General features: G+C 70.4%; 9 protein-coding genes and 1 tRNA gene. 7 read left to right on the top strand and 3 right to left on the bottom strand.

Annotated elements, in window-relative coordinates; all coding sequences use genetic code 11:
* Positions 1 to 6: 6 nt before the first annotated feature.
* The 4 genes from ACIBU0_RS03415 to ACIBU0_RS03400 are packed head-to-tail and all read left to right on the top strand — an operon-like array spanning position 7 to position 3,537.
* A complete protein-coding gene (locus tag ACIBU0_RS03415) occupies positions 7 to 756 on the top strand; it encodes a PIG-L deacetylase family protein (RefSeq protein WP_398810921.1) in 750 nt (249 codons plus the stop codon).
* Positions 753 to 1,457 carry a 4-carboxy-4-hydroxy-2-oxoadipate aldolase/oxaloacetate decarboxylase gene (locus ACIBU0_RS03410; RefSeq protein WP_398810918.1) on the top strand — a complete coding sequence of 235 codons (705 nt, stop codon included), beginning with the start codon at positions 753 to 755 and terminating at the stop codon, positions 1,455 to 1,457. Before ACIBU0_RS03415 ends, ACIBU0_RS03410 begins: the two co-directional genes overlap by 4 nt.
* Entirely contained in the window at positions 1,454 to 2,566 is a 1,113-nt protein-coding gene (locus ACIBU0_RS03405; RefSeq protein ID WP_398810915.1) for a 4-oxalomesaconate tautomerase, read from the top strand. Before ACIBU0_RS03410 ends, ACIBU0_RS03405 begins: the two co-directional genes overlap by 4 nt.
* Entirely contained in the window at positions 2,563 to 3,537 is a 975-nt protein-coding gene (locus tag ACIBU0_RS03400; RefSeq protein ID WP_398810912.1) for a catechol 2,3-dioxygenase, read from the top strand. Before ACIBU0_RS03405 ends, ACIBU0_RS03400 begins: the two co-directional genes overlap by 4 nt.
* Positions 3,538 to 4,026: 489 nt before the next feature.
* Here the strand turns inward: ACIBU0_RS03400 and ACIBU0_RS03395 are convergent, their stop codons facing one another.
* The gene (locus ACIBU0_RS03395) at positions 4,027 to 4,980 is read right to left on the bottom strand and encodes an alpha/beta hydrolase (protein ID WP_398810909.1); all 954 of its coding nucleotides are present in this window, start codon (positions 4,978 to 4,980) and stop codon (positions 4,027 to 4,029) included.
* A 165-nt stretch (positions 4,981 to 5,145) separates the two neighbouring features.
* On the opposite strand from ACIBU0_RS03395, the gene ACIBU0_RS03390 reads away from it, so the two are divergent.
* Positions 5,146 to 5,219 (top strand) — tRNA-Pro (locus ACIBU0_RS03390).
* A 993-nt stretch (positions 5,220 to 6,212) separates the two neighbouring features.
* On the opposite strand, the gene ACIBU0_RS03385 is transcribed toward ACIBU0_RS03390, so the two are convergent.
* The gene (locus ACIBU0_RS03385) at positions 6,213 to 7,898 is read right to left on the bottom strand and encodes a ribonuclease J (RefSeq protein ID WP_398810906.1); all 1,686 of its coding nucleotides are present in this window, start codon (positions 7,896 to 7,898) and stop codon (positions 6,213 to 6,215) included.
* Between the two features lie 502 nt (positions 7,899 to 8,400).
* On the opposite strand from ACIBU0_RS03385, the gene ACIBU0_RS03380 reads away from it, so the two are divergent.
* Together ACIBU0_RS03380 and ACIBU0_RS03375 are read left to right on the top strand one after the other, a co-directional pair.
* The gene (locus ACIBU0_RS03380) at positions 8,401 to 8,889 is read left to right on the top strand and encodes a GNAT family N-acetyltransferase (protein ID WP_398810904.1); all 489 of its coding nucleotides are present in this window, start codon (positions 8,401 to 8,403) and stop codon (positions 8,887 to 8,889) included.
* A gap of 648 nt (positions 8,890 to 9,537) precedes the next feature.
* Positions 9,538 to 13,101, top strand: a complete 3,564-nt coding sequence (locus ACIBU0_RS03375; protein ID WP_398810901.1) for a SpoIIE family protein phosphatase — start codon at positions 9,538 to 9,540, stop codon at positions 13,099 to 13,101.
* Positions 13,102 to 13,518: 417 nt separating this feature from the next.
* Here the strand turns inward: ACIBU0_RS03375 and ACIBU0_RS03370 are convergent, their stop codons facing one another.
* Positions 13,519 to 15,459, bottom strand: a complete 1,941-nt coding sequence (locus ACIBU0_RS03370; protein ID WP_398811764.1) for a serine/threonine-protein kinase — start codon at positions 15,457 to 15,459, stop codon at positions 13,519 to 13,521.
* Between the last annotated feature and the right edge of the window lie 321 nt (positions 15,460 to 15,780).

Below are 15,780 nucleotides of genomic sequence, written 5' to 3'. Positions count from 1 at the left end.
GCAGCGATGACCCACGCCAATGCGCCCGCCCCTCCCCGTTCCACCCTCGTCATCACCGCGCACGCCGGGGACTTCGTGTGGCGGGCGGGCGGCGCCGTCGCTCTGGCCGCCTCCCGGGGCGAGAAGGTCACCATCGCCTGCCTGACCTTCGGCGAGCGCGGCGAGTCCGCCAAGGCCTGGCGCGAGGGCAAGCAGCTGGAGGAGATCAAGGCGATACGGCGGGGCGAGGCCGAGCGCGCCGCCGCCACCCTCGGCGCCGAGGTCCGCTTCTTCGACGCCGGCGACTACCCGCTGACCGCCACCGCCGAGCTGACCGACAAGCTGGTGGAGGTCTACCGCGAGACCCAGCCGGACGTCGTCCTCACCCACCCCACCGAGGACCCGTACAACGGCGACCACCCGGCCGCCAACCGCATGGCCCTCCAGGCCCGCGTCCTCGCCCAGGCCATCGGCTACCCGGGCCCCGGCGAGATCATCGGTGCCCCGCCCGTCTTCTACTTCGAGCCCCACCAGCCCGAGATGAGCGGCTTCAGGCCCGAGGTGCTCCTCGACATCACCGAGGTCTGGGAGACCAAGCGGGGGGCCATGGAGTGCCTCGGCGCCCAGCAGCACCTGTGGGACTACTACACCGACCTCGCCGTACGCCGCGGAGTCCAGCTCAAGCGCAACGCCGGACCGAACCTGGGCCTGGCCCACAAGACCATGGCCGAGGCCTATATGCGCCCCTACCCGCAGATCGCGAAGGAGCTGGCATGAGCGGCGTGATCGTCACCGGCCCACCGAAGGCGGACACGAAGGACGTCGAGGCACTGGCCGGCTTCGGAGTGGCCACCGTCAGCGAGGCCATGGGCCGAACCGGCCTGCTGGGCCCGCAGATCCGCCCCATCCAGCAGGGCGTACGCGTCGCGGGCACTGCGGTCACCGTGCTCAGCTGGCCCGGCGACAACCTCATGATCCACGCCGCCGTGGAGCAGTGCGGCGAGGGCGACATCCTGGTCGTCACCACCACGTCCCCGTCCACCGACGGCATGTTCGGCGAACTGTTCGCCACCGCGCTGCGGCGACGCGGCGTGCGCGGACTGGTCATCAACGCCGGTGTCCGCGACACCCAGGAGCTGCGGGAGACGGGCTTCGCCGCCTGGTCCCGGGCCGTGTCCGCGCAGGGCACCGTCAAGGCGACCGGAGGCTCGGTCAACGTGCCGGTCGCGATCGACGGCCAGGTGATCCGCCCGGGCGACGTGATCCTCGCCGACGACGACGGCGTGGTGGTCGTCCCGCGCGAGCGCGCCCGCGAGACGGCCGAGAAGGCCGGGGCCCGCGAGGCCAAGGAGGCCGCCGCCCGCGCCGCCTTCCTCGACGGCCAACTCGGCCTGGACCGCTACGGGTTGCGGGAGACGCTGAAGCGCCTGGGCGTCGAGTACAAGACCTACGAGGAGTACGCGGGGGAAGGCAGGTGACCGGCGGACCCGAGGAGGTGCGCTGCCTGCTGATGCGCGGCGGCACCTCCAAGGGCGCCTACTTCCTCGCCGACGACCTGCCCGCCGACACCGCCGACCGCGACGATCTGCTGCTGCGCATCATGGGCAGCCCCGACGAACGGCAGATCGACGGACTGGGCGGCGCACACCCCCTCACCAGCAAGGTGGCGGTGGTGTCACGGTCGACCGACCCCAGGACCGACGTCGACTACCTCTTCCTCCAAGTCTCCGTGGACCGACCCGCTGTCAATGCCCGTCAGAACTGCGGCAACATCCTCGCCGGCGTCGGCCCGTTCGCCGTCGAGCGCGGACTGGTCCCGGCGGGCGAGGAGCGGACCTCTGTCCGGATCCGCATGGCCAACACCGGCGACTTCGCCACGGCCACCTTTCCCACCCCGGGCGGCCGGGTCGACTACACGGGCGACGCCGGGATCTCGGGCGTGCCCGGCACGGCGGCTCCCGTGGTCATCGAATTCCCGCCGGGCGCGGGCAGGTTGCTGCCCACCGGCAATGTCCGCGACACCGTCGACGGCGTACCGGTGACCTGCGTGGACAACGGCATGCCGACGGTGCTGATCGCCGCGGCCTCGCTGAAGGTCACCGGCTACGAGACACCCAAGGACCTGGAGCAGGACCTGGCGCTCGCCGACCGGCTCCGCGCAATCCGCCTGCGGGCGGGCGAGTTGATGGGCCTGGGTGACGTGTCGGACGCCACGGTGCCCAAGCTCACCCTGCTCGCCCCTCCCCGTGACGGCGGCGCGATCACCACCCGCACCTTCATACCCGTGCGCTGCCATACGTCCATCGGCGTGCTCGGCGCGGCCGGTGTGGCCGCCGGCCTGCGTGTCGGGGGCGGCGTCGGCACGGACCTCGCGCACCTGCCCGCCCAGGGCGACCGGGTCCGCATCGAACACCCCACCGGATTCCTGGACATCGAGAGCACCCTCGGCACCGGCCCCGACGGCCTGCCCTCCGCCCACCGCACCGCCGTGGTCCGTACGGCCCGCAAGCTCTTCGACGGCACCGTCTTCCCCCGGTCCGCCGGGACGGCCCCCTTCCCCGCGCCACCCCATGGAGGTCACCGATGACCCCGCCGCTCGGCGACATCGCCCACATCGGCCACGCCCAGCTGTTCACCCCCGACCTCGACGCCAGCGTCGCCTTCTTCACCGACTACCTGGGCCTCACCGTCAACGGCCAGGACGGCGACACGGTCTACCTGCGGACCTACGACGACTACGAGCACCACAGCCTGGTCCTCACCGCCCGCGCACAGCCGGGCCTCGGCCGCCTCGCCCTGCGCACCGCCGGCGAGGAGGCACTGCACCGCCGTATCAAGGCCGTCGAGGAGGCGGGCGGCTCGGGCACATGGGCCGAGGACGAGCCCGGCCTCGGCAAGCTGTACGTCACCACCGACCCCGACGGCCACGAGCACGCCCTGTACTGGGAGAGCGAGTACTACCAGGCCCCCGAGGAGCTGAGGCCCGCGCTGAAGAACCAGCCGCAGGCCAAACCCAACCGGGGCGTCGGAGTGCGGCGCCTGGACCACATCAACTTCCTCGCCGCCGACGTGCTCGCCAACGCCCGGTTCCAGGAGCGGGTGCTGGGGGCGCGGCCCACCGAGCAGATCAGGCTCGACAGCGGGAAGATCGCGGCGCGCTGGCTGACGTACACGAACAAGTCGTACGACGTCGTCTACACCTCGGACTGGACCGGCTCCACCGGCCGGCTTCACCACATCGCCTTCGCGACCGACACCCGCGAGGAGATCCTGCGCGCCGCCGACCTCGCCATCGACACGGGCGTGTTCATCGAGACCGGCCCGCACAAGCACGCCATCCAGCAGACGTTCTTCCTGTACGTCTACGAGCCCGGCGGCAACCGCATCGAGCTGTGCAACCCGCTCACCCGACTGGTGCTGGCCCCGGACTGGCCGCTGATCACCTGGACCGAGGCGGAGCGGGCCAAGGGGCAGGCCTGGGGGCTGAAGACCATCGAGTCGTTCCACACGCACGGGACGCCACCGGTTGCCGGACTCGCGGCAGGTGACGCGCAGTGACGTCAACCGGGAGCTGATCGGGGGCGGCATCAGGCATATGGACTGATGACGGCATCACACATATCGGCTGATGAGCTGAGGTGCTACGTACGACGGTCTCACGTATTGTGACGGCATATGCCCAGTGCGTAGCGGGGGTTTCCGTGATGCTGCCGGGGCAGGGGAGACAAAGGGGGTCCAGAGTGCCGGCGCTTCTCGCGGTGATGGCTGTTGTCGGGTACATGGCCACGGCGGGTCTGCCGTGGTGGGCGGTGGTGGCCGTGGTCGTGTTGACGGCGGGACTCGCGGGCCGGACCGGGATGCGGAAGGCTGCGACAAGTCAGCCCGTCCGGTCCTCGGCCGACAAGTACCCGACCGCCGTGCCGGTGCCCGTGCCTGTCCGGCCCACGTGTCCCGACGAGTACGCCGAGAGCGTGCCCGGGGGGCGGGAGCCGGTGTTGCGGAACAGGTGAGGCGCCCGGCGTCGCGTCGCGTCGCGGTGCGGTGCGCTCAGGCGGGCCGGCTCCCGGTGGCCTCGCGGACATGGCGGGCGATGACGGCGTACACCTCTCGCGCCTTCGCATCGTCGTCGCCGTCGTACCCGTGATCGGCCCCGGCCACCTCGTGATGGCCGACGAGCGCGCCGACGCCCCGCAGCCGCTCCGCGTACCGCTCACCCTCGGCCCGCAGCAGGTCGTACTCCGCCGTGACGACCAGGGCGGGCGCGATGCCCTTCAGGTCGGCCGTGTCCGAGGGGTGCGCGGGGGACACCAGCCGGTCGCGGCGCAGCACTGGATCAGGCGTGTACGACGTGTCGAACACGTCCGCCATCCAGGGCCGCAGCACCGGCTTCGCCACTGCGGCCCGCTTCTCCCGCGCCCCGGTCGCCAGATCGAGCGGCGGATAGTGCAGCACCTGAAGGGCGATCGAGGGACCGCCCTCCTCCAGTGCCTGCCGCGCCACGGCCGCCGCCAGACCGCCCCCGGCGCTCTGCCCGCCCACGGTGAGCCGCCCACCGTCCCAGCCCTGCTCACCGCCGTGCTCCGCGACCCACCGCACGACCTCGTACGCCTGCCGGGGCGGCGCCGGGAACGGATGCTGCGGGGCGACGACGTAATCCACGTTGATCACGACGATCCCCGCCTCCGCCGCGAGGAACCGGCACAGCGGGTCGTCCAGCTCGGTCAGCGTCATGACGTAACCGCCGCCGTGGAAGTTGACGTGTACCGGGGGAGCGGGCGCGTCGTCGGCAGGCGCGCCCGCAGGCAGATACACGGTGGCCCGGGCCGGGGCGATCGAGGTGGGGATCGTCAACTCGCGGACCCTGCGGGGGTATTCGGGCAGGCGTGCGTGCGAGGCGGCGGCGGAGCCCCGGCCGCCGGAGCGGCGGTCGGCCATGACGGTCACCCGCTGCATGGCCTTGGCGACGAGGGCGGCCACCGTGGGCCGGGCCAGGAGGGACATATGGCTCCGTTCGGTTGCGGCCCGGAGGCCTGCCCGATGAGGGAATCGCTTATGGAAGCAATTATGGGTGGCGACAACTATTGGTCAAGAGGCAGGGCGTGGGTGCGGGTGCATATGAGGTAGGGTTGACCTGCATGATCGCGCGGTTCGCCGCGCGATACGCATCGGGACGTGGCGCAGCTTGGTAGCGCACTTGACTGGGGGTCAAGGGGTCGCAGGTTCAAATCCTGTCGTCCCGACTTTACGAAGTCGCAGGTCAGGGGTCATTTCAGAGACGATCTGAAATGGCCTTTTGATCATTTTTGGGGGCCCGTTGGGGACCAGTCCGCTTGAACGCGGCCAAAGCTCACCTTGACTCAGTCAAGGTGCACCATGCAGCCCTGTTTTGCACTTTCTGTGTCGGTTCAGGCTGCGAGAGCTGCCTCACCGGTTCGAGCACGCGGCGGGGCGCTTCGTGGAGTGGCAGGGGCCCGCTGCGAGGGCGTGACGAGCGCCGGTTCACCGCCCCGCGGGTGTGCCGTCCGTTAGCGCGGCGGCCTGTATGTAGTAGTGGGCGGTGCCGGTCAGGTCGCCCAAGGCGCGCAGAATAGATCCGCCGCCGCACGGACGTGGTCGGAATCTTCTCCGACCGCCCTGATCTGCCACTGGGTGATCTCGTTTTGAGGCTATGCGGTGAGCTCGGTGGGCAGGGCGGTCTGGCCGGTTTCTGACTCGTTCGGGTGGAGGCGGGCCTTGGCGAGCAGGTCGAGCCCCATGTAGCGGCGGCCTCGCCTCGACCCACTCGTCGTTCTGCTTGGCCAGGACGGCGCCGGCCAGGCGGGTGTTGCTTACCGCCGGGCACGAGGAGGGCTTGGTCCCTCACTCCTCGGCCCTCCGAAGACGATGGTCATGGGCGGGGGAATGTAATTGGGTGTCACGCCTGCGGTGGCCATAACGAAGTGCGCTCTCGACATGTCTGTGGTCGAGCGGCCGACCACTTCGTGAGGCTGGGACTGATCGGCCATGACGCTCGTTTGACGCTCTGGGTCCCCGGAAGGCCCGTTCAGTGGGCCGAGAAATGAGGTCTGACCTGTGGTTTCTCCGGACTGGGTCGACCCTGACATGATTTTGATGACTCATCATGTGGAGTGCGTTGCCACCCCGGCCTTCTGGGGTGGCTGCTGACTCCCGTGCCCGACCTCGGTGTTGGCGGGGCCGCGGCCGGAACGGGGGCCGTGCTGCCGGGCCATGGCTCAGGCGTCGATGATGACGGGGATGACGAGGGGCTTGCGGCGGTGGGTGCGGAACGCCCAGTTCGCCACGGCGCGGGCGACGAGTTGTTCGAGTTGACGCGCGTCCCCGACGCCTTCCTCGGCCGCGGTGGCCAGGGTCTTCTCGATGACGGGGATGACCGGCTCGAAGGTGGCGTCGTCGTGGACGAAGCCGCGGGCCAGGAAGTCGGGGGCCTCGGCGAGGGCGCCGGTGTCTGCGTCGACGATCGCCACCACCGTGACCACGCCTTCGGCGGCGAGGGTGAGGCGGTCCTTGAGGGACGCTTCGGTGGCGCCGCCGACTTCCATGCCGTCCACGTAGACGTTGCCGGCGGGGACTTTGCCGGTGATGGAGGCGCGCCCGTCGACTAGGTCGACGACGACGCCGTCCTCGGCGATGACGACCCGGTCGGGGTCGACACCGGTACGGATGGCGAGGTCGGCGTTGGCCCGCAGGTGGCGCCATTCGCCGTGGACGGGCATGACATTGCGGGGTTTGACGATGTTGTAGCAGTAGACGAGTTCGCCGGCGCTGGCGTGCCCGGACACGTGCACCTTGGCGTTGCCCTTGTGGACCACGTGGGCGCCCCACCGGGTGAGTCCGTTGATCACCCGGTAGATGGCGTTCTCGTTGCCAGGGATGAGGGAGCTGGCGAGCAGGACGGTGTCGCCCTTGCCGATGCGGATCTGGTGGTCGCGGTTGGCCATCCGTGACAGCGCGGCCATCGGTTCGCCCTGGGAGCCGGTGCACACCAGAGTGATCTTGTGGTCCGGGAGCTTCTCCAGCTCCTTGGTGCTCACGACCAGACCGGAGGGGACCTTGAGATAGCCCAGGTCACGGGCGATGCCCATGTTGCGGACCATCGACCGGCCGACGAAGGCGACCTTGCGGCCGTGCTGGTGGGCGGCGTCCAGGACCTGCTGGATGCGGTGCACATGGCTGGCGAAGCTGGAGACGATGACCCGGCGTGGCGCGGTGCGCATCACCTGCTCGATCGCCGGGTTCAGCTCACGCTCGGACGTGGTGAAGCCGGGTACTTCGGCGTTGGTGGAGTCGGTGAGGAACAGATCCACGCCCTCCTCGCCGAGGCGGGCGAAGGCGCGCAGATCGGTGATGCGGTCGTCGAGAGGGAACTGGTCCATCTTGAAGTCGCCGGTGTGCAGCACCATCCCGGCCCGGGTGCGGATCGCGACCGCGAGGCTGTCGGGGATGGAGTGGTTGACCGCCACGAACTCGCAGTCGAAGGGCCCGAAGCCACGCCGGTCGCCCTCCCGCACCCGTACCGTGCGCGGCCGGATTCCGTGTTCCTTGAGCTTGGCCTCCAGGAACGCCAGCGTCAGCTTGGAGCCGACGACGGGAATGTCGGACCGCTCGCGTAGCAGGTACGGCACGCCGCCGATGTGGTCCTCGTGGCCGTGGGTGAGGACCACGGCCACGATGTCGTCCAGCCGGTCCCGGATCGAGGTGAAGTCCGGCAGGATCACGTCCACGCCGGGCTGGGTCTCCTCGGGGAACAGCACGCCGCAGTCGACGATGAGCAGCTTGCCCGCGTGCCCGAAGACGGTCATGTTGCGGCCGATCTCACCCAGGCCGCCCAGCGCGATGACCCGCAGCCCTCCTTCGGGAAGGGGCGGCGCGGCTTTCAGCTCGGGGTGCGGATGACTCATACCCTGACGGTACCGGAGAGCGGGACAGGGTGATCCATTGCCTGTGTGATCTCCTTTCCCGACGGAGCCGGGCGCCCGCAGTGGGTGCCTCGGCACGATCGGAGCACGCCGGCGGCCGGAACGGGGAGTGGTGAAAGCCGTGCCACCTTCCCTGGCCGAACCGTTCACCCGGTGCTGGAGACGATCTCGTGCGCCCCGTCGTGCTTTCCGGCGTTCGCTGTCTCCCGGTAGGCCTCGGCACTGGTCCACTCGAAGTAGTCGAGACGCGGGTGCCGTCGGCGCTCAGGAGCAAGTGGGCTGAGCGGGCCCCGAGGCAGCTTCCTTCGTCGGGCAGACAGATGGCGGTGTCCCCGAGTGCTGCTGCCGACGGGCGGCCGATTCGGCGGCAGTGACGTGGCCGATCGGTGCCTGGGCGAGCGGTTCCCGGGAGCGGTGCAGGAGCGCCTGCCCGAGCAGCCGACCCGCCGCGCGAAGACACTCCCCGGTGCGAAATACTCTCCCGATGAGTTCACGCACCTCCCCGATCCGTCAGCCGATCACGATACGGAGGGCCGTCGCGGGGGATGCCAAGCGGCTCACGCGGCTCGTGCGTGGCTCAGGTGCCTACGAGGGTAAGTACGCAGCGGCGGTCGCGGGCTACCGGGTCGGTGCTGATTACATCGAGGCCCACCGCACCTTTGTGGCTGTCGGCGCTGACGAACACGGAGGCCGGGTCCTCGGGTTCTACTCCCTCGTCCTCGCTCCACCGGAGCTCGACCTGCTGTTCGTCGCCGACGACGTGCAAGGACGGGGTCTTGGACGGCTGCTCGTCTCGCACATGCAGTCCGAGGCCCGTGCCGCCGGGATCGACCGTCTCAAGGTCGTGTCGCATGTTCTCGCCGAGGACTTCTACCACCGCGTCGGCGCGGTGCGGACCGGGACCGCGTTCGCGAACCCGCCCGCCGTGCCGTGGGACCGTCCCGAATTCGAGTTTCGCATTCCTCCGGGATGACGCGGTGTGCCGGTTGGCGGGGCACCGGCTTCGCCTGCATGGTGGCCGGCTTGCAGGAGCCGCTTGACGCCGCGCGCTCCGTGTGTGCCGTCGCCTCTGCCCTGGCGCGGTGATCGCCTGCGCCAGCGGCCTCCCCTCGGCGAATTCCTCACCTCCGGCACTCCCAGAGCCATCGCATTCGGCACGCGTCGGCCTGGAAGCCGACATCCCAGCCTGGGTCAAAGACTGGAACGAACACCTCAAGCAGTTCATCTGGACCAAGACCGCCGAAGAGATCCTCGACTCCATCCCCCGCTTCTGCCGACGGATCTCGGGCGCAGGACACCAGCGAACCGCCGTCACTGCCAACGACGTCGCGGATCCTGGAGGCGTGCAGGATCCGCGACGTCGTACGCATTGGTTCCTGCGACCGTCGGCGGTGTCGGCGCCCACAGGGACTGCGAGCCGACGATCGCCGCCGTCGGCGTACGACTGCAGGCGTACACTGCGGAGAAAATCACGATTTCAGGCATTTTGACCTCGTAATTCTGGCAGAAGCGTAGCCGGAACCGTCGGATCCGGCGTCCGATCTGCCCGCAAGGTCCGCAGCAAGTGCCGTCGGCAGCGGAGGGCGCGCGGAAGAGATAGGCGCCAGGAGGACGATTCTCGATGACCCGGCCCGATGACCCGCGCACCGCGGCGGCCCGGATGTTCGCCGAGGCCGGCGCGTTCGGCGAGCTCCTGGCCGGGATCGACTGGGCGGCGACGCCGCTCGGGCCCCCCGAGTCCTGGCCGGGGCCCCTGGTGGACACCCTTCGTCTCATGCTCACCTCTGAGCACGGGATGGCTCTGTACTGGGGCGCCGAATTCGTCACGCTGTACAACCTGGGCGCCGCACCCATTCCCGGCGCCAAACACCCCTGGGCGCTCGGCAAACCCTACAAGGAGGTGTTCCCCGAGGTCTGGGCCCCCGTGAGTTCCCATTTCCACTATGTGACCGACACCCGCAAGCCCCTGCTGATCCCGGATGAGCCGCTCATCATGGAGCGCCACGGCTTTTTGGAGCAGTGCTACTTCGACTCCTCCTTCCAGCCCGTGCTGCTGGACGACGGCACTGCCGGCGGCGTGCTGCAGATCCTCACCGAGACCACCGGCCGGGTGCTTGGCGAGCGCCGGCTGCGCCTGCTGAGCGAGACCGGCGCCCGCACCGCCGGGCTGCCCACCCCGGGCGAGGTCGCCCGCGTCGTCGCGGAGGTGCTGGGCTCCTATCCCGAGGAGATCCCGTTTCTGGGCCTGTACCTGGCCTCCGAGCCGGGGACGCTGCGGCCGGCGGCCTCCGTCGGCCTCCGGCCGGCGCCCGAGACCGCCTCGCTGAGTGCGGCCGATGGGTCGGAGACCGCGACCCGGCTGGCGCAGGTCGTCGCCGACGGTGCCCCTGCCGCGCTGCCGGCTGCCGCGCTCACCGCCGACAACACCGCCGGGCTCCACGCCGCGGCCTCCCGGCTCCCGGTCGAGCAGGCGCTCGCTCTGCCGCTGGACTGTGCGGGACAGGTGGGAGGCGTTCTGGTGGTGGGCGTCAACCCCTGCTTCCCATCGGCCGGGGCATACCGGGACTTTTTGGATGTGCTCGCCGCCGCCGTGGCCGGGGCGCTGACGGCCGCGCTCGCCCACGACGAGCAGCGGCGGCGGGCGGAGGCGCTGGCCGAGCTGGACCGGGCCAAGACCACCTTCTTCGCCAACGTCAGCCACGAGTTGCGCACCCCGCTCACCCTGCTCCTGGGCCCGCTCCAGCAGGCCCTGGCCGACGAGGACCGGCCCGAGCGACGCGAGCAACTGGAGCTGGCCGAGCGCGGCGCCCTGCGCCTGCTGAAGCAGGTCAACACCCTCCTGGACGTCGCCAGGGCCGAGGCCGGGCAGATGCGCCCCGCCTTCGAGCCGGTCGACCTCGCCGGTGCCACGGCCGAGCTGGCCGGGGTGTTCCGCTCCGCCTTCGAGGCGGCCGGGCTGACGCTGGAGGTGTACTGCCCGCCGCTGCCCAAGCCGGTGTCCCTGGACCGGGAGCTGTGGGAGAAGATCATCCTCAACCTGCTCAGTAACGCCCTGAAGTTCACCTTCACCGGCGGCGCCCGGGTGCAGGTGGCAGCGGCCGGCGACCGGGCCCGGCTGACCGTGACCGACACCGGCACCGGCATTCCCGCGGACGAGCTGCCGCGCCTGTTCGAGCGCTTCCACCGGGTCCGTGGCGCCCGCTCCCGCTCCCACGAGGGCAGCGGCCTCGGCCTGGTGCTGGTGAAGGACCTGGTGGAAGCGCACGGCGGCACCGTCGGCGTGGACAGCCGGCTCGGCCAGGGCACCACCGTCACCGTGGACCTCCCCTTCGCCGCCGCCCACCAGCCCTGCCCGGCCCCGCCCGCGGCCGGCGCCGGATCCCCCAGAGAAGGCGGAAGCGGCCGGCCCGGCCGCGCCGCGGCCTATGCGGACGAGGCGCTGGGCTGGCTGGTGGCCGACCCCGTCCCCGCCGCGGCCACCCCCGCGGCCCGCACCCCGCACGCCGCCCCCGCGACCCACGATGCCCCCCACGGCTCCCGCCCGCACGAAACCGACCGCCCCCACCCGGCCCGCCTGCTGGTCGTCGACGACAACGCCGACATGCGCGCCTACCTCACCCAGCTCCTGCAGCCCGACTACGACGTGCTGCTCGCCGCCGACGGCCGGGCCGCCTTGGACCTGGCCCTGGCGCAGCCGGTGGAGCTGGTGCTCAGCGACGTGATGATGCCCCGCATGGACGGCTTCGAGCTGGTCCGGGCGCTGCGCGCCGACCCGCGCACCGCCCGTTTGCCCATCGTCTTGCTCACCGCCCGCGCCGGCGAGGAGGAATCCGTGCAGGGCCGGCAGGCCGGCGCCGACGACTACCTGGCCAAACCCTTCTCCGCGCGCCAGCTGCTGGCGCGCGTCCGCACCGGGTTGGAACTGTCCCAGTTGCGTGAACAGGTCCTGACCGAGACCCGCAACCAGCTGGCCGTGCTGGCCACCCTGGCCGACGCGGGCCTGCGGCTGTCCGCCACCCTCGACCCGGACCAGATACTGCAGACTGCCGGACAGATCCTGCTGCCCGACTTCGCCGACCAGATCAGCATCCACCTCACCGCCGCGGCACCCGCCCCGGCGCAGTCGCCCCCGGCATACATCGCAGGCACCCCTCTTCTTGCCCGCGAGGCTCTGGCCACCGCCGCCACCCACGCGATCAACGGCACTGCCCCAGCCCCAGCCGGCCCGCACCCGGCGCCCGCCGCCGTGCTGGCCCTGCCGCTGCACGCCCACGACCAGACACTCGGGGCCCTCGTACTGGTCCGGCACACCGACTACTCCGCGGTCGAACACAAGTATCTGGAGAACCTCACCCACCGCCTGGCCCTGGCCTATGACAACGCCACCCGGTACCACAACGAGCGCCGCCTCGCCCTGACCCTGCAGCGCGCCCTGCTGCCCCACCGCCTGCCCCAGTTGCCCGGGGTGCGCCTGGCCACCCACTACCGGGCCAGCAACCGCGGCGCCGAGGTCGGCGGCGACTGGTACGACGTGCTCGCACTGCCCGACGGTGCCGTGGGGCTGGCCATCGGCGACGTCATGGGCCACGACGTGGAAGCCGCCACCGTGATGGGCCAACTCCGCTCCGCCCTGCACAGCCTCGCAATGGAGGGCGCCGGCCCGGCCCAGGTGCTGGCCAGGCTGGACGCCTACCTGCAGTCGCTTGCCACCGAACGCTTCGCCACCTGCCTGTACACGGTCTACAACCCACACCGCCACCGCCTGCGCTACGCCGCCAGCGGGCACCTGCCGCCCTTGCTGGTAGCCGCCGACACCGCCTACCTGGAGCTGCCCCCGGCGCTGCCGCTGGGACTGGGCAGCACCCCAGTCGACCGCGAGGTGGCGTTCCCGCCCGGCACCAGCCTGCTGCTATACACCGACGGCCTGGTGGAAAACCGGGCGCTGTCCCTGGAAGACTGCCTGGCGGCCCTGCGCCAGACCTGCGGCGCGCTCCCCGCCGCCGTCCGCACCGACCCCCAGCAGATCATTGAACGGGCCCTGGAGCTGCTGAACGCCCCCGACCGGGTCGACGACGACACCGCCCTGCTCGCCGCCACTGCCGAACCATCGTGTCGAACCGGCGACCCGCAGGCTGACGGAAGGGCCATACAACCGACCGCTACTACGCGTAGGCATGGTTATTGATCCGAGACGGTAGGTGTTCTGGATCGATGATCCCTGGGTGACTGAACTGGTGGGGGATGCAGGGCAGTTGTCGCTGTCGGCGCGGGAGGCGCTTCGGCTGCGGGCAGTGGCCGCGTATTCCGGTGGCACAGCAGGTGCCCGCGGTCTGCGGTCACACCCCTGGTGGGCAGTCGCCCAGGGGCCCGAAGGGCGACTCGTGCTCCCTCGTCGGTGTCGGGGACGGCCCGGAAGCGGGAGGCCATACAGGTTGGCACGGTGCGCCACTACCGTCGTGTGCACCTGCTCGGCGAACACCTCGGCTCCCGTACGAGCCCATGCTGGAACGGCAGAAGCGCCAGCGCGTAGCCCATGGCCCACAAGACCTCGTCCGCCACGGGAACACAGGGGGCATCCCCAGACCCCGGAGCGCCATCAGAGTCAGGTCGCGCAGCTCCCGGCGGAGCCCCAGCGGAGGAACTGGGTGCCGCCGTCGCCGTCGAGGACGGCGATCGCGTACTGGGCGTAGGCCCACTCCTTGCGGGCGCGGGATTCGGTGAGGACTGCCCGGCAGGCTACGTCAGCGGCGGTGTTCCCCCACTCGTCCCTCGTTCCTTGGCTCCATTCGGGCTTTGTCGTCCATACGTACATCACGCCTTCGTCTGGCGCGAAGCCGATGCTGGTGTTCTCGTTGCTGATGTAGCGGGGGTCGTCGAACAGGCGAGAGTTGCCGTTCCACTCGGTGAAGAGTTGGTGGACTGCTTCGGTGGCCACGCGGATCTCGCCCTTGTTGGTGCTGGGGATCTGTGCCGCTTCGAGGCCGGTTTCGGTGGGCTGCCAGTCCGGGGCCTGTCCCTGGCCGGCGGTGTTGCGTTCGTTGGCCTGGGTGGTGCAGTCGGTGTTGGTGTGGAAGTTGTCTTCCCACACGATGGCCGGTGCCGTAGGGGTCGTGTTGTCGACCAGTGCGTACTCGTCGTACGGAAGGCCCGTGTAGATGTCCGCCATCATACGAAGGGTGAGGCAGGCATCCTTGGCCACTGCCTGGACGATGTACGGTGCGACAGTGGGTCCGCTGATGGCGATGTAGATCTCCTTGCGCGGCTGGGCGAAGCTCACCTCGTACTGTCCGTCGTAGTCGTGGTCCTCGCCGACTCCCAGGCTGATGTCGTGGCCAAGTGCAGCCTCGGTTTCGAACTCCGCCTCGCCCTTGGCGCGACGGGCTGCGCGCCAAGTGGCGATCGTCGCCTCGTTGCCGTCCAGGGACGCCGGGGCCTGGGTCTCTGTACGGGCACCGGCCGATGCCGAAACGGCAGTTGGCGTGGCGACGGTGGCGCCCGCATGCGGACGGTCGGAGCGGGACGACGCTGGTGTGTCGTCGGGCTGGAGCGCGAATGCTCCGCCCACCAACGCGCCGATGACGGCACCTGAGGCCAGGACGATGCCCACGGCGCGCATGCCCGAGTGGGTGGGCGAATGCCAGGTCGGGTCGTCCGCGGTCGGTACGTTCCACTCGGCCTCGACGTGATCACCGACCAGGGTTGGTTCCATCTCGGACGGGGTGATCTGTGTGTCTTCGGCGGTGAGGAGGCCGGCGCATCGCTCGGCGATCGCGCTCGCGGTCGGGCGGCTGTCCGGCTCCTTGGCGAGGGCCTTCGCCGCGATGCCGCGAAGCGGTTCGGGAAGGCCGTCGAGGTCGGGGTCGGCGGACAGGACGCGGTACGCGACGACGTCGGCGGCTGCTGTGCCGAAGGGAGGGCGGCCGGTGGCGGCGTAGGCGACGAGGGAGCCCCAGGCGAACAGGTCGCCTTCGGGTCCGGCTGTGCCGGTGCGGTAGTGCTCGGGGCTGATCCAGCCGGGTGTGCCGGTCGTTACGCCGGTACGGGTCACGGAGGTGCCGTCGGCGGCGTGGGCGATGCCGAAGTCCAGGAGGCGGGGGCCGGCTGGGGTGAGGATGACGTTCTGCGGTTTCACGTCACGGTGGACGACGCCAGCTGCATGGATGGCCGTGAGGGCCTGGGCGGTGCCGGTGGCGAAGGCGTACAGGGTGCCCCCGGTGAGCGGGCCGTGGGCGGCGAGGTGCTGGTTGAGGGTGAGGCCGGGGGCGTAGGCGGTGGCCAGCCATGGAGACTCGGCGTCGGGGTCAGCCGCGAGGAGGGGTATGAGGCACGGCCCTTGGACACGGGCGGAGAGCTGTACCTCACGGCGAAAGCGGGCCCGGAACTCGGGGTCCTCTGCGTGCTCGGCATGGATGATCTTGACCGCGACCCGCAGCCCGGCTGGGTCGAGGCCGGCGTGAACGGTGCCCATGCCGCCTGAGCCCAGGCGGCCGATGATCCGGTAAGGGCCGACCCGTTTGGGGTCGCCTGGACGGGCAGGCTGCACCCGCCCACCGGAGCGAGCGATGCTCACAGAGGTTCCGTTCCTGTTCTGCGATGAAGCGTTGTGGGGTCCGGCGCATCTCGGATGAGCCGTTCAAATCTGGCGGCTGGATGGTATCCATGGGGGGCCGCAATCAGTGGCGTTACCTCGAATGTTGGTCGATGCCGCCTCGCTTTACCAGGCACCTGATGGCAGAGCAGACCAGGTCGGTGGGGACCAGTTGGGGACCACACGGTGTGCGCGATGGCGCACACCCCGCACTCCTGGGAGTCAAGGGGTCGCAGGTTCAAATCCTGTCGTCCCGACGGTGCGAAGGGTCCTCAC

The organism is Streptomyces sp. NPDC049627, from assembly GCF_044465645.1.
Lineage (GTDB): Bacteria > Actinomycetota > Actinomycetes > Streptomycetales > Streptomycetaceae > Streptomyces.
The sequence above is the reverse complement of the archived record's forward strand: the minus strand, read 5'-3'. Positions and strand labels throughout refer to the sequence as shown.